The following is a 12,960-nucleotide window of genomic DNA, read 5'->3' on the forward strand; positions in this document are numbered from 1 at the left end:
GACTCCTTCGTCGTGATTCGGGTTCATGCGGGGGCCCCGGCCGTGCGGGCCGGGTACGGGTCCAGAGCCGCGTTGCGGTCGTGCAGCGCGCGGTAGGCGCGGAAGTAGACGAATCCCTGGGTGCCCCAGGTCGCCAGCGCGGCGGTGTAGAAGATCGTGCGGTTCGCGTCGTCGAACGGCAGGGGGAAGAAGTCGTACGTGATCGCGACGGTGGTCCCGGCGGCCGTGACCAGTCCGGTCCAGACCGCCGGCCACCTCGCGCCCGCGCTCCAGAGCCGTTTGACGAAGAAGCAGAGGAACGCGGCCGTGAGCAGGTTGACGACGACGTAGAACGCGGAGACCCAGAATGCACCGCGGTCGGTGTGGAGATCCGCGCCGTGGAAGGGGCGGAGGAACAGGGCGGCGACGATCGCGACCCCGAACACGGCGACGTCGACGCCGCGGCTCGGCTTGTAGCGATGGGTGACCTTCATCAGGCCCAGGACCAGGATGAGGGTGATGCCGACCGACCTGGAGAACGCGTCGAAGAAGTACGCCACGTCGTACAGCACGCTGTCGCTCTTGGCCCCGAGCAGCGACCAGAGCAGGAAGTTGGTGCCCGACGTCGCGACGACCATCCACTCGAGACCCAGGAGGTAGTTGCCGTAGCGGCGGATGAATCTCCAGCCATAGAAGTAGCCGGCGAAGATCATCCAGAGGTCGGCCAGCAGGAACAGCGTCTCCTTCATCGGGACGCCCCCTCTCGGACGTCGCGAGTCAGCAGGGTGAGGACGCTCTCGGCGGTGCGCTGGCCCGTCAGAACCGCGCCGTTCATGGTTCCGGCCCATTCGCCGGCGGTTTCGGAGCCCGCCCAGTGGACGCGCCCGTGGGGCTCGCTCAGCGCCTTGCCGAAGCTCGTGGTCGCATAGGGGGCGACGGCGGGATTGGGGCCGCCCGGGGCGAAGGGCTCCGCTCCCCAGCAGTGGTCCACGTAGTCGATCGGGGCGAGCGCCTGCGGACCGTAGAGGTCGGCGAGCTGCCGGACCACCCGGTCGCGCCGGGCCCCGGGGCCGAAGCCGTCGAAGACGCGCGGATCGCAGAAGGCCATCAGGACGCCCGGTCTGCCGGGGGCGGGGGACACGTCGAAGGTGATGAACACGGTCCCGGTGTCGGTCACCGCCTCACCGGAACAGCCCTCCGCCCTCCAGAACGGCCTCTCGTAGGCCACGAACGCCTTGCTCAGCACGCCCATGCGCCAGGTCCGCGTGAGCCCTTCGCCCCGTTCGGACAGAGCGGGCTCGAAGGCGATGGCGGCGCGGTGCGCCGGCGAGGCCGTGACGATCGCGTACCGGGCCCGGATCTCGCCGGAGTCGGTGCGGACGGTGACGCCGTCGTCGTCCTGTGCGATGCGGCGCACCGGTGTCTCCAGGCGCACGCGGTCGCCGAGCCGCTCCGCCACCCGCTGGGCGATCTCCTGGGTGGTCTCGACGATCCGGTCCTGCTGCTGGCCGCCCTCGACGTCCAGCATGTGGTCGAGCCCGCCCGCCGAACGGATGTAGCGCAGTGCGTGCAGCAGGGAGACGTCTCCCGGGGTGCAGCCCCATTGCACCTTGCTGATGACGGTCATCAGCGCACGGGTGCCGGGCAGCGCGTTCTTCCGGTCGAGCCACTCGCCGAACGAGATGGCGTCGAGCCGGCCGGCCCCCGGCGTCTCCCACGCCGCGTCCACGTCGACGGTCGCGACCAGCTTGTTCACCGCCGCCTGCATGCGCGCCATGTCCACCAGGGCCGCGGGGGAGACCTTGGGAATCGTGCCGCTGTAGGTGCGGCGCCGGCCCGCCATCCACAGCACGTTGCGGCCCTGGGCGAACTGGTCGGTGGTGGTGCACCCCACCCGGCTCGCGAGGTCCCGGACGGCGGTGTGGCGCCGGGCCACCCACGTCGCTCCGAGGTCGACCTTCACCCCGGCCACCTCGCCGGAGAGCGAACGGCCTCCGACCCGGTCGCGGCCTTCCACGACCAGGACGGACCGCCCCGTGCTCACCAGTTGCTCCGCCGCGCTCAGACCGGCGAAACCGGCACCGACGACCACGACGTCGACCGTGGTGCTCCCGGAGCGGGGCTCACGAGTTCCGGACATGGCTGCCTCCTTCACCCACGCGGTTCGCGTGTTGCGAGATGTAGGCGGTGACCGGGGCGACGAGGGACTCGGGGAGGTGATGGCCCATGCCGGGAATGACCACGTGCTGGGCCGAGCGGATCGCCCTGACGGTCGCGGCGCCGCCGCTCGGGTGCACCAGCGGGTCCCGGTCGCCGTGGATGACCAGCGTCGGGGCGGTGATCCGGCTCAGCTGGGCCGTCCGGTCCCCGGAGCGCTGGATGGCCTGGATCTGTCGCGCCGTGCCGGCCGCCGGGTCGCCGGCGCTGCGGTCCCAGCCGCGCGCCGCGATGGCCGCCTCGGCCGCGTCGTCGATGGGATGTTCCGTTCCCGCGACGTGACGGGTGAGCCTCAGATGGGCACGGACCGCCGCGGTTCTGTTCCTCGCCGGCGGGGCGGCGAGGAGCCGGATCGTCGACAGAGCGGGCTGACCGACCTTGCGCGCCCCGGTCGTGGAATAGAGGGAGGCCAGCGACAGGACCCGCTCGGGCGCCGTGGCCGCGATCGTCTGCGCGATCATCCCGCCCATCGACCGCCCGACCAGGTGCACCCGCGCGATCCCGAGATGGTCGAGTACGCCGACGGCGTCCTGGGCCATGTCGGCCAGCGTGTACGCGTCGCCGCGCGGACGCGCGGTGATCTGACGCCAGATCCCGGGCGGGGGCGCGGCGACGAACGTCGACTGGCCAGCGTCGCGGTTGTCGATCGCGACGACCCTGAATCCGTGGGCGACGAGGGAGCCGACGAACGAGTCGGTCCAGAAGGTGAGGTCTTCGCCCAGTCCCGCGATGAGCAGCATCGCGGGGTCGTCCTTGTCGCCGTGGTCCCGGAAGCAGATCGTCATCCCGGACGGCAGGGTCGCGTACTGGTCGGCGCTCTCGACGGCGCTTGTCTCAGGCACGGGTGGCTCGCCTCCCGTCGGACGCCGGCGCGGCCGCCCGGCGGGTGCCGAACCGGAGGTTCTGGTCCGCCACCGGGCCGCGCAGCGCCCTGGCGTCCTCGGGGTAGGACATCGCCATCCGCCAGGGCTTCTCGGGGCCCTGTTTGGGCATGAGCTTCTCGCCGCGCTTGGCGTATCCGGCCTGGAGGTCCATGACGGGCCTGCGGTTCGTTCCCGGCGGCGCGACCGGAACCACCGCGTCGTATCCGCGGGCGTCCATGTGCCTGACCAGGTCGATGAAGTAACGGCACATCAGGCTCACCTTGAGCGTCCAGGACGAGGTGGTGTAACCGATCGCCATCGCCCAGTTCGGCATCCCGCTCAGCAGCATGCCGCGGTAACAGAGCGCGTCCGCGATGTCGACCTGGTGCCCGTCGACCACGAGGGGCATGCCGTCGAAGAGCCGCAGGTTCAGCCCCGTCGCGGTGACGATGATGTCGGCTTCCAGCTCCTCACCCGACGCCAGGACGATGCCGCGCTTGCTGAACCTCGCCACGGCGTCGGTGACGACGGAGGCCCTTCCGTCCTTGATCGCGTCGAAGAAGTCGCCGTTCGGTGCCACGCACACCCGCTGGTCCCACGGGTCGTACGGCGGATTGAAGTGCTTGTCGACGTCGAACCCCTTGGGAAGGCGCTTGACGTTCTCGCGCCGGATGAAGGCCCGTCCTGCCTTGGGGAAGGTCCGCAGGCCCTTCACGACGGCGTGTTCGGTCCAGATGTTCTTGAACCGCGTCACGGCGTACCCGCGCTCTTCCCCGAGCAGCTTCGTGAGCGCCAGGGCGACCTTGTCGACGCGGGGGAGCGCCATGACGTAGGTGGGGGTGCGCTGCAGCATCGTCACGTGCCGGGCGGCGCCCGCCCCGGTGGTCATGGCCGGCACCAGAGTGATCGCGGTCGCGCCGCTGCCGATGACGACGACCTTCTTGTCGCTGTAGTCGAGTCCCTCGGGCCAGTGCTGCGGATGGACGATCTGGCCCTCGAAGTCCTCCCGTCCCTGGAACTCCGGGGAGAACCCCTCGTCGTACCGGTAGTAGCCGGTGGCGGCGAAGACCCATCCCGCGTGGATCGTCCTGGTCCGGGTCGCTCCCGTGGCGGAGTCCGACGTCTGGACGGTGAGGGTCCACCGTGAGTCCGCCGTGGACCACTCCGCGCGGACGACCCGGTGGCCGAGCCTGAGGACGCGCTCCAGGCCGTTCTCCTCGACGGTCTCGTGGAGGTACTCCTTGATGAGCGGAGCGTCGGCGATCGCGGCTTCGTGGCGCCAGGGCTTGAACGCGTATCCGAACGTGTGGAGGTCGGAGTCCGAGCGGATGCCGGGATAGCGGAACAGGTCCCACGTGCCTCCGATGTCGTCGCGCGCTTCCAGTACGGCGAGCGACTTGTCGGGCAGCTCCCGGCTGAAATAGGTGGCCGCGCCGATCCCGGAGATTCCGGCTCCGATGATCACCACGTCGAATTCCTCGACGGCGTCCAACACCTCAGCTGTCATGGCGTTTCCTCGCTGTTCCTGTGGCGGTTACCTCACTGTCGCGAGCCGCGACCGCCTGCGAGAACGACAGCGGGCACCTCCTTCGCCAGGGCTCGGTGCACGATGCACAGGCGGACCGGGCCACTGCGCCCGTACGGTGTCCGACGTTTGGGCGGAGGCCCCGGTCGAGCCCGGGCCCGGCCCTTCCGGGAGGGCGGCCGGAGACGACCGTCCAGCGGCGTCTTGCTGCCGCGGCCATTGCGGGAGCAAGACCGGGCTGGTAGAGGTTTCCCCCTGCTGTTTAGTGGTACTAAACGGCGGGGTCGTGGTCATGCGGGGAGGAGACCGAACCCGCTGTCGTCACGACCTCGCCGCGTGCCAGAACCCACAGGTGTATCGAGCCGCGGGGTATCGCCGCCGTCACTCCCGCGATCGCGGCCGAGCGGAAGCGGCCGACGACCCGGAACCCGCATGGGGCCACGTCTTCTCGGGCGGGAGGTGCCATCTCCTGCCGCTCCGGCCCAGCCACCGCGAGGGAGCCGCACCCGTTCGTTCGCGCAGGCGTACCGCTCCACGCATTCCTTCACCCACCCATGACGAGCCGGTACCGGCCCGTGAGCCGAAAGGTGATCGCGATGACCGACCTCTCCAAGACAGGGCACGCCGAAGCACCCGGCGGTGAAGCGGGATCGGGCAACCCGCTCCACCGCGGGCTCGGCGTGTCGCAGATCGTGTTCATGGTCGTCGCCGCGGCGGCACCGCTCGGCCTCGTGGCCGGCGGGGTGCCGCTCGCCTTCGCCGTGAGCGGCAGCCCGGGGATGCCGCTGTACTTCGTGCTGTCCACCGTGCTGCTGCTGGTCTTCGCGGTCGGCTTCACGCTGATGGCCGGACGGGTACGCGACGCGGGGGCCTTCTACGCCTACGTCCAGGCGGGGCTGGGCCGGATCCCCGGTCTCTCGGCAGCGACCCTCGCGCTCTTCTCCTACACGCTGCTTCTCGTCGGGGTGAACGCCTACGTCGGGGTCGCGACGAGCAACGTCATCGAGCGGTACGCCGCCGTCGGCTCCCCGTGGTGGGCCTGGGCGCTCGTCTCGCTGGGCGTCATCGCCTTCCTCGGCTATCGCGACATCGAACTGAGCGCCAAGGTGCTCGGTGCCGTGCTGGTGCTGGAATCCCTGCTGCTCCTGGTCCTGGACCTCGGCATCGTGGGCCACGGCGGCGCCCACGGACTGACGGCCGAGCCGGTGTCGCCCTCGATCGTGGGCACCGGCTCCCTGGGCCTCGGCGTCATGTTCGCCCTCTTCGGGTTCATCGGCTTCGAGGCGACGGCCGTGTTCCGCCACGAGGCGAAGGACCCCGACGTCACGGTCCCGCGGGCGACGTACGTCGCGATCCTGGTGATCGGAGCCTTCTACTCGTTCACCGTGTGGGTGATCGTGGTGGGGGCCGGCGTCGACTCGGTGGTCGGAGCCGCGCAGGCCGACCCCGAGGGCCTGGTCCTCACGCTGACGCGGAGCTACGTGGGGTCCGTCTGGGCCGACGCCATGCAACTCCTGCTGATCACAAGCCAGTTCGCTTGCGTACTGGCCTTTCACAACGTCGTGACGCGCTACCAGTTCGCGCTGTCCCGGGCCGGCGCGCTTCCGGCGTCGCTGAGCGTCGTCCACCCCCGGCACCGCGCACCGTCGGCGTCCTCGGCCGTTGCCTCGGCGGTCGCGTTCGTCACCACGCTCGTCGTCGCCTCGCTCGGCCTCGACCCGATCGGGGACCTCTACGCCTGGTTCTCCGGCGCCGCCACGCTCGGCATCGTCCTGCTGATGGCGGCCACCAGCCTCGCCGTCATCGGCTTCTTCCGGCGCACCGACGGGCGGCCGTCGGTGTGGCGGACGGTCGTGGCCCCGGCCGTCGCCTTCCTCGGCCTGGCCTGCGTGGTCTGCATGATGGTCGCCAACTTCCCGCTTCTTGTCGGCACCACCACGGGTGCCTGGGTGATCGGCGGCCTCGTCGCCCTCTCGGCCGTGGCCGGCGCGGTGCAGGCCCTCGTCCTGCGCGCGCGCCGACCGGCTGTCTACGAGCGACTCTGAGCGACGTGCCGGTCAGCTCGTGAGCGCAAGGGCGCGGCCGGTCTGTGCACCGTGCACCGCCCTCGGAGGAAGCCGGTGCCCAGTGTCGTTCTCACCACGCCCGTGGCCTGTGACAGTGGGGTACCAGGCAACCGCCACCGGCGAAGTCCCGTCTCGCCGAGCACCGTGTCGTGGGCGGGCCGACCGAGGCGCCCGAGGGAGTGACGTTGAAGAATCGGACTGTCGTGGTGGGGCTCGGTGCCACTGGCCGGGCCATCGCCTCCTCCATGCTGCGACGCGCGGACGTGGAGATCGTGGGAGCGGCGGACCGGGACCCCCGCGTGGTCGGTCAGGACCTCGGAGTGCTCCTCGGCGGCGTCGCGAACGGTGTCGTCGTCGTGAGCGACCCGGCCGAGCTGCCCGCCGCCGACCTCGCGATCGTGGCGACCGTCTCGGATCTGCACAGGGCGGCCGACGTCCTGCTGCCGCTGCTGGAACGTTCGTACAACGTCCTGAGCATCTGCGAAGAGCTGGCCCATCCATGGCGGAGCCACCCCGATCTGGCCCGGCGGCTCGACGACACGGCCAAGGCGCACGGCGTGACCGTCCTGGGCAGCGGGGCGAACCCGGGCGTCCTGATGGACACCCTTCCTCTCCTCCTGACCGCACTGACCCAGCGTGTGGAGAGCGTGCGGATCCGCCGGCGGACGAACATGTCACGCTACGGCGCGATCCTGTCGAAGTTCGGCCTCGGTCTGACCACGCGCGAGTTCGCGACGGCTCGCAGCCGGGGCGAGGTCGTCGGGCACCACGGCTTCGAGCAGGCCATCGGGGCGCTCGCGGCAGGGCTCGGATGGGATCTCGACTCGGTGGACGTGGGAGAGGTCGAACCCGCTGTCGTGACGAGTTCGCCGCGCGTCGGGGACCACATGCGTATCGAACCGGGGCAGATCGCGGCGGTCACTCACGCCGCGCGGGGCGTACTCAAGGGCGAGGTGGTGATCGATCTGGAGATCACGTTCGGGTTCTTCGAGCCGGCCGACGAGGTGGCCGCGGGTGACGACTACCGGATCGTCGGAGAGGAGCAGGTCGTCGACCTCCGTTCCTCCGTGGGCTTCGATTCCTTCCTCAGCACCGTCGCGGCGGCGGTCAACGCCTCCACCGCGGTCGTCGAGGCGCGTCCCGGTCTCCTGACGATGGGGGACCTGCCCGCCCGTTCGGTCGCGGCCAAGGGAGAGCGGCGAGCGGACCGGGCCTCACTCGGGGCCACGACTTCTCAGGACTGAGAGAGCACGAAGTGGGGCGGACGCCCCACCTGGAAGGAGATCGGGACAGCATGAGGACCGACAGCACGAAGTACACCAGCTTCACCGGCTGGATCGACCCGCCGGACGACGTGCAGCCCGCGCTGGACGGCGACCTCACCTGCGACATCGCCGTCATCGGCGGCGGCATGGGCGGCATGGCGGCCGCGCTGCGCCTCGCGGAGCGCGACCAGGACGTCGTCCTGCTGGAGGCCGAGTTCTGCGGCTACGGCTCGGCCTCGCGCAACGGCGGTCAGATCGCCGGGGCGCCGGGCGGTGACCTGCGGATGCTCAGCCTCCAGTCCCCGAAGAAGATGCCGGTCATGGCCAGACTGGCGGAGCACGCGGGCCGCTATGTGGAAGACCTCATCAAGAGGCACGACATCGACTGCGACTACGTGGCGAACGGCCTGGTGTGGGGTGCGGTCTCACCCCTCATGATGCTCAGGGTGCGTACCCAGGCGGCGATCCTGCGCGCCTTCGGCGGGGGCGGGACCGTCGGCAGCAGGGAGGAGCTCGGCCTCCCCGCCGGCTTCGTGGGCGGGATGCGGGAGTCCATCGGCGGGATGCTGAACCCGGGCAAGCTCGCCCGTGGCGTGCGCCGCGCACTGCTCGCTTCCCCGGCCAAGGTCTTCGAGCGGACGCGGGTGAGCGATGTCCGGCGCACCGGCGGCATCGTCGAGATCACGACACCGCGCGGCACCGTTCGGGCCGACAAGGTGCTGCTCGCGACCAGCGTCTACGGCGGCGAGTGGGACATCACGCCCAAGAACCTCGCGACGCCGCTGTACGTCATCGAGATCGAGTCGGAACCCATTGCGCCGGAGCGGCTCGCCGCGCTCGACTGGACCAGTCGGTCCGGCATCATCACCCAGCACCAGTTGATGACCCACTACCGGCTCACCGAGCGCAACACCATCGTCTGCGGGGTCCGCAAAGCGCAGCGAGGCCAGACCTATCCGCTCCCGGACCGGGTCCCGGACCCCGCTGTCGTGCGGGACATGGGGAAGGACCTGGCCAACCGGTTCCCGTCGCTGTCCGACGTGGCCATCGAGCGGGCCTGGGGCGGTTGGATCGGCATCAGCCCGGACTGGCTGTCGGTCGCCGGGCAGGTGGGTGACAACGTCTTCTACGCGATGGCCTGCAACGGCCACGGCCTCTGCCAGGTGCCGTACGTGACCCATCAGCTCGCCGACTACATCGTCGACGGTGAGATGTCGGACGACCTCGCCGGCATCTGGTCGGACGCCTCGAAGTACTCGCCGTCGATGTCGCTGCTGTTGCAGCCGTTCGTCCTCCGGGCCATCTGGGGGCTGGACCGGTTCAACGACTTCCTCAACGGCAGCAGGACACGGGCCCGACGGGCGCTCCGTCGGGGTAGGCGCGGGGGTTCCTGAAGGGCGGGCGACGCCTGCTCCGTGACGGCGCGGTGTGAGATCGCCACCCGCTACGACAAGACCGCCGGGTCCTGCGAAACAGCCGCCGCCCTGGCATCACTCCTGATGCGGGCCCAGCATGCGACGACAGGATCTAGGCGGGCCTTCGCGCGGTGCGCGGCAGGGGAGGCGACAGGACCCAGAGGACCTCGCTCACCGTCGGACCCGGATTGTCGAACTGGTGAAGCGTCTGCCCGGAGAACGACGTGGACGCCCCTGCCGACAGTATCCGGGGCTCGCCCCCGACGATCAGACGGGTCGAGCCGCTCAGCCCCATCGCGAAGATCGTGGCGGTGTCGAGCCGATAGGGGCCTCCGGTGCCCCCGCCCGGCTCGATCACGGAGCGGAAGACCTGGAACGCTGTGGTGCCGACGGGCGTGAGCAGGTACTCCGCCACGCCCTCACCGCCCATGCCGATCCGGCTTCCACCGTCCACGACGTGCTCGTCGGGGTACGCGAACAGCTCCCCGACCCCGATCCGCAGCACCTCGCAGACGCGCAGCAACGTCGGGACGGACACGCTGGTGAGCCCACGCTCCAACTGGCTCAGAAAGCCCTTGGTGACCTCTGCCCGGTGCGCGACCTCCGTCAACGACAAGCCGCGGTCGAGCCTGATCTTCCGCAGCCGCGCACCCGTGGACGCCTCGAGGGCGGCGGAGCCCCGTTCCGCTCCGCCTGCCGTCCCGCCGTCACCGATGGACATGGTGTCCTCACCGCCCGTCCCGAGGCCGAGGTCGTGTGCCTGTCAGGTGACGGGCCGACCCGGACGAGTCCTCTCCGTGGCACGAGGCTAAGGCATGTGCTCCAGGGGCAGTCGGTGCGCCCCTGGGGGAGGGCGACGGCCTCAAACCCCTTGTGGCGCCGGCGAGGGCATGGTAAATCTGCCGCCGTTTAGTGTTGCTAAACAGCGGCTGAGGGCCGGCGACGCCTTCGCCGTCGGCCAGGCCGCCGGCAAGCCCTTCATCGGTCTGGGACACGGCATGTCGGGAGCCTCGGCTCCCCGAGAGCAGAGGGACACTGAGAACATGGAAGAGCTGTGGCCCCCGCCCTCGCGTGAGGTCGCCGATGCGATCAGGTCCCTGTGTCAGCGCCTGCTGACGCAAACGGACGCCCTGATCGACGCCTTCGCAAGGCCCTCTCTCGTGGCCCAGAACGATCCCGCTCTCCTCGCGGACGCATCGCTGGTCGAGGAGGATCGCGCGCTCAACCGCTCTGAGGTGGTCCAGTGGTTGACCGCAAACGTTCAGCAACCGGGGCGGAGGGTGGAGCCCTACGTCAGTCCGAGGACCACGGCGTACATCAACGACCTCGTCTCCCGGGGCATCGCGCCCGACTTCGCCGGTGCCTGGCGCGTGGCCCTGGGGATCGGCTGGCGGCGATGGCTGGAGGAATGCGTGGCGGACTGCGCGGACCCCGATCTTCTCGTGGGGGTCCTGCACGTGACGGCGCAGTCGCTGGTGCAGTACGCCCTCGACTCCGTCGCGGCCCTGCGGCAAGCCGGACTCGCCGCGGCGATGGGGAACACGGATGCCGAGGGGATCGCGCTGATCCAGCTGATCGCCAGTGGGGCGCCGATGGCTGAGGACCTCGCCGAAGGACGCCTGCGCTACCGGATGGCGCGGTGGCACGTGGGCCTCGTCCTCTGGGTCGACGGTCCCCAGGAGGCTGACGCCCTGGACGAGGCGATCGCCGCCGTGCGCTGTTCCGCCGGAGGCCGAAGCGCCCTGGTGGCGCGCGCCAGCGCCACGTCGCGGTGGATCTGGCTCTCGGGGGAAGCCGTCCCGGACCTTCACCACGTGGAGAAGGACCTCGCGGCGACCGACGCGGTCCGCGCGGCGGTGGGAAGGCCGGGACGAGGTCTCGAAGGATTCCGCTCCAGCCACCAGGACGCCCTCGCGGCGCAGGCGCTCGTGATCCGGCTGGGTTCCGACCGGCGGTTCACCGCCTACGCCGACGTCGAGCTGATCGACGCGCTCACGAAGGACCGGCCCGGCGCGCGTCGGTTCGTCATCAACACCCTCGGGCCGTTGGCCGAAGCCGACACAGCCCTACGACAGGCACTGCTCACCTACGTGCAGTGCGGCTTCAGCACCACCCGGGCGGCCGCCGACCTCTACGCGCACCGCAACACCGTCGAACGGCGCGTCTCACGCGCCAACGAGCTCTCGGCCGTCAAGGTGGAGGAGAACCCGACCCACGTGGCGGCGGCGCTCCTGGTGCTGGACATCGCGCCTGACATCGTGACGATCGCTCCTAGCTGAGCTCACGAGGCACGGGCCGGGGTCGGCATCTGCCGCGCAGCGTCAGTACTCGTGTGTAGGTTCCGACCCTGGACGTTTGACAGGTCCGCGGTATGTGGACGCGGACAGGGGCTCGCTCGGTTGACGGTTCATCAGGCAAGTCAGCATTCGGTCAGCATGAGTCGCAGAGCGTTCCCGCAGAAATGCCCGAACAGCCGCCGGTGACGCCGGGAAAGCCCAGGTGAGGGCCGTATCGCCCGGGCAGAGCGATGTTCCTCACCAACATCGTCCGGCGCGTGCCGGTGTACAGTCGAGACCGCCCTTGACCTGCACAAAGCAGGCAGGGAGCCGTCTTAGAGGAGTCCAACATGCTGCGCACCATGATCAAGTCCAAGATTCACCGCGCCACCGTCACCCAGGCCGATCTTCACTACGTCGGGTCCGTGACCGTCGACGCCGATCTGATGGACGGTGCCGATCTGCTGCCCGGCGAGCTGGTGCACATCGTCGACATCACCAACGGGGCCCGGCTGGAGACCTACGTCATCGAGGGGGAGCGGGGTTCCGGGGTCATCGGGATCAACGGCGCCGCCGCGCATCTGGTCCACCCCGGTGACCTGGTGATCCTCATCAGCTACGCGCAGATGGACGACGCCGAGGCGCGGGCTTACGTGCCGCGCGTCGTGCACGTCGACGCCGCGAACCGCATCGTGGAGCTGGGCGCCGACGCCTCGGCGCCCGTGCCCGGCAGCGACACCGTGCGTCCGCCGCACGCGGTGCCGGCACCCGCCTGACCGAGGGAGCGCAGCGCATGGCAGAGCAGCGGCCGACCGCCGAGCCGAGCATCCGCGACGACCGGGAGAAGGGGCGCCTGGAGGCGTACGTCGACGACGTCTTCGCCGGCGTGATCGTCTACTTCGCCCTCGACGAGGAGCCGCACGCCCTCGTCGCCGTGCACACGGTCGTGGACGCCGACCACGAGGGCCGGGGGATCGCGGGCGCACTCGTGCGCGAGTTCTACGCGATCGCCGCCCGTCAGGGCGTCCCCGTGGTGCCGCTCTGCCCGTACGCCGCCAAGTGGGCCGCGCGCCACCCCGAGGAGGCCCCGCCCGCCTCCGCCGAGGTGCTCCACGCGGCCAGGCGGCAGCTGGGCGCCACCCCCGGCCTGTGGTGAGCCGGAACCAGCCCCGCCCCCGCCCGTGACCCGGACGGGGGTGCGTGCGGGGCAGGGGCGGTGCCTCCGGTGCCACCCTGGAGGGAGCAAGGGGGATCGCGGGGGGCCGTCGACCGGGAGGTCCGTCATGACCCATCCGTACCCCGACCCGCTGCCGCCCTCGCCGATCCCGTCCCCGGAGCCGGCACCCCCTCCGGT

The 12,960-nt window shown here is 70.5% G+C and carries 11 protein-coding genes; 6 read left to right on the forward strand and 5 right to left on the reverse strand.

The genetic code is table 11. From position 1 onward, the window contains the following. Window positions 1-23: 23 nt before the first annotated feature. Genes ACF1BN_RS09370 through ACF1BN_RS09385 form a run of 4 tightly spaced genes read right to left on the reverse strand, consistent with a single transcriptional unit; the run spans window position 24 to window position 4,566 of the window. Window positions 24-728 carry a transporter gene (locus tag ACF1BN_RS09370; RefSeq protein WP_392330973.1) on the reverse strand — a complete coding sequence of 235 codons (705 nt, stop codon included), beginning with the start codon at window positions 726-728 and terminating at the stop codon, window positions 24-26. After that, window positions 725-2,119, reverse strand: coding sequence for a flavin monoamine oxidase family protein (locus ACF1BN_RS09375; RefSeq protein WP_392330974.1), 1,395 nt, complete (start codon window positions 2,117-2,119; stop codon window positions 725-727). Before ACF1BN_RS09375 ends, ACF1BN_RS09370 begins: the two co-directional genes overlap by 4 nt. Continuing rightward, window positions 2,103-3,038 carry an alpha/beta fold hydrolase gene (locus ACF1BN_RS09380; protein WP_392330975.1) on the reverse strand — a complete coding sequence of 312 codons (936 nt, stop codon included), beginning with the start codon at window positions 3,036-3,038 and terminating at the stop codon, window positions 2,103-2,105. Before ACF1BN_RS09380 ends, ACF1BN_RS09375 begins: the two co-directional genes overlap by 17 nt. After that, window positions 3,031-4,566, reverse strand: a complete 1,536-nt coding sequence (locus tag ACF1BN_RS09385; protein ID WP_392330976.1) for a flavin-containing monooxygenase — start codon at window positions 4,564-4,566, stop codon at window positions 3,031-3,033. Before ACF1BN_RS09385 ends, ACF1BN_RS09380 begins: the two co-directional genes overlap by 8 nt. A 614-nt stretch (window positions 4,567-5,180) precedes the next feature. Here ACF1BN_RS09385 and ACF1BN_RS09390 point away from each other — a divergent pair. The 3 genes from ACF1BN_RS09390 (at window position 5,181) to ACF1BN_RS09400 (ending at window position 9,309) form a co-directional block, all read left to right on the forward strand. Continuing rightward, on the forward strand, window positions 5,181-6,629 hold the full coding sequence (locus ACF1BN_RS09390; protein WP_392330977.1) for an APC family permease: 1,449 nt from the start codon (window positions 5,181-5,183) through the stop codon (window positions 6,627-6,629). 200 nt (window positions 6,630-6,829) lie between these two features. Continuing rightward, on the forward strand, window positions 6,830-7,894 hold the full coding sequence (locus ACF1BN_RS09395; protein WP_392330978.1) for a dihydrodipicolinate reductase: 1,065 nt from the start codon (window positions 6,830-6,832) through the stop codon (window positions 7,892-7,894). A 50-nt stretch (window positions 7,895-7,944) separates the two neighbouring features. Continuing rightward, the gene (locus tag ACF1BN_RS09400) at window positions 7,945-9,309 is read left to right on the forward strand and encodes an NAD(P)/FAD-dependent oxidoreductase (protein WP_392330979.1); all 1,365 of its coding nucleotides are present in this window, start codon (window positions 7,945-7,947) and stop codon (window positions 9,307-9,309) included. A 133-nt stretch (window positions 9,310-9,442) separates the two neighbouring features. On the opposite strand, the gene ACF1BN_RS09405 is transcribed toward ACF1BN_RS09400, so the two are convergent. Next, a complete protein-coding gene (locus ACF1BN_RS09405) occupies window positions 9,443-10,051 on the reverse strand; it encodes a helix-turn-helix domain-containing protein (protein WP_392330980.1) in 609 nt (202 codons plus the stop codon). Window positions 10,052-10,373: 322 nt separating this feature from the next. Here ACF1BN_RS09405 and ACF1BN_RS09410 point away from each other — a divergent pair, with 322 nt between their 5' ends. The 3 genes from ACF1BN_RS09410 to ACF1BN_RS09420 all read left to right on the forward strand — a co-directional run bounded on the left by ACF1BN_RS09410 (window position 10,374) and on the right by ACF1BN_RS09420 (window position 12,762). Then, window positions 10,374-11,609, forward strand: coding sequence for a PucR family transcriptional regulator (locus ACF1BN_RS09410; protein WP_392330981.1), 1,236 nt, complete (start codon window positions 10,374-10,376; stop codon window positions 11,607-11,609). 347 nt (window positions 11,610-11,956) lie between these two features. Next, the gene (gene panD, locus ACF1BN_RS09415; RefSeq protein ID WP_392330982.1) at window positions 11,957-12,382 is read left to right on the forward strand and encodes an aspartate 1-decarboxylase; all 426 of its coding nucleotides are present in this window, start codon (window positions 11,957-11,959) and stop codon (window positions 12,380-12,382) included. A gap of 17 nt (window positions 12,383-12,399) precedes the next feature. Beyond that, window positions 12,400-12,762, forward strand: coding sequence for a GNAT family N-acetyltransferase (locus tag ACF1BN_RS09420; protein WP_392330983.1), 363 nt, complete (start codon window positions 12,400-12,402; stop codon window positions 12,760-12,762). Window positions 12,763-12,960 lie beyond the last annotated feature (198 nt).

The sequence above is a fragment of the Streptomyces sp. NPDC014861 genome, from assembly GCF_043081625.1.
Lineage (GTDB): Bacteria > Actinomycetota > Actinomycetes > Streptomycetales > Streptomycetaceae > Streptomyces.

What these genes read in the sequence shown, in the direction of transcription:
- ACF1BN_RS09370 (WP_392330973.1), bottom strand. Translation starts at nt 728, where the DNA reads ATGAAGGAGACGCTGTTCCTGCTGGCCGACCTCTGGATGATCTTCGCC.
- ACF1BN_RS09375 (WP_392330974.1), bottom strand. Translation starts at nt 2,119, where the DNA reads ATGTCCGGAACTCGTGAGCCCCGCTCCGGGAGCACCACGGTCGACGTC.
- ACF1BN_RS09385 (WP_392330976.1), bottom strand. Translation starts at nt 4,566, where the DNA reads ATGACAGCTGAGGTGTTGGACGCCGTCGAGGAATTCGACGTGGTGATC.
- ACF1BN_RS09390 (WP_392330977.1), top strand. Translation starts at nt 5,181, where the DNA reads ATGACCGACCTCTCCAAGACAGGGCACGCCGAAGCACCCGGCGGTGAA.
- ACF1BN_RS09400 (WP_392330979.1), top strand. Translation starts at nt 7,945, where the DNA reads ATGAGGACCGACAGCACGAAGTACACCAGCTTCACCGGCTGGATCGAC.
- ACF1BN_RS09405 (WP_392330980.1), bottom strand. Translation starts at nt 10,051, where the DNA reads ATGTCCATCGGTGACGGCGGGACGGCAGGCGGAGCGGAACGGGGCTCC.
- ACF1BN_RS09410 (WP_392330981.1), top strand. Translation starts at nt 10,374, where the DNA reads ATGGAAGAGCTGTGGCCCCCGCCCTCGCGTGAGGTCGCCGATGCGATC.
- panD (WP_392330982.1), top strand. Translation starts at nt 11,957, where the DNA reads ATGCTGCGCACCATGATCAAGTCCAAGATTCACCGCGCCACCGTCACC.
- ACF1BN_RS09420 (WP_392330983.1), top strand. Translation starts at nt 12,400, where the DNA reads ATGGCAGAGCAGCGGCCGACCGCCGAGCCGAGCATCCGCGACGACCGG.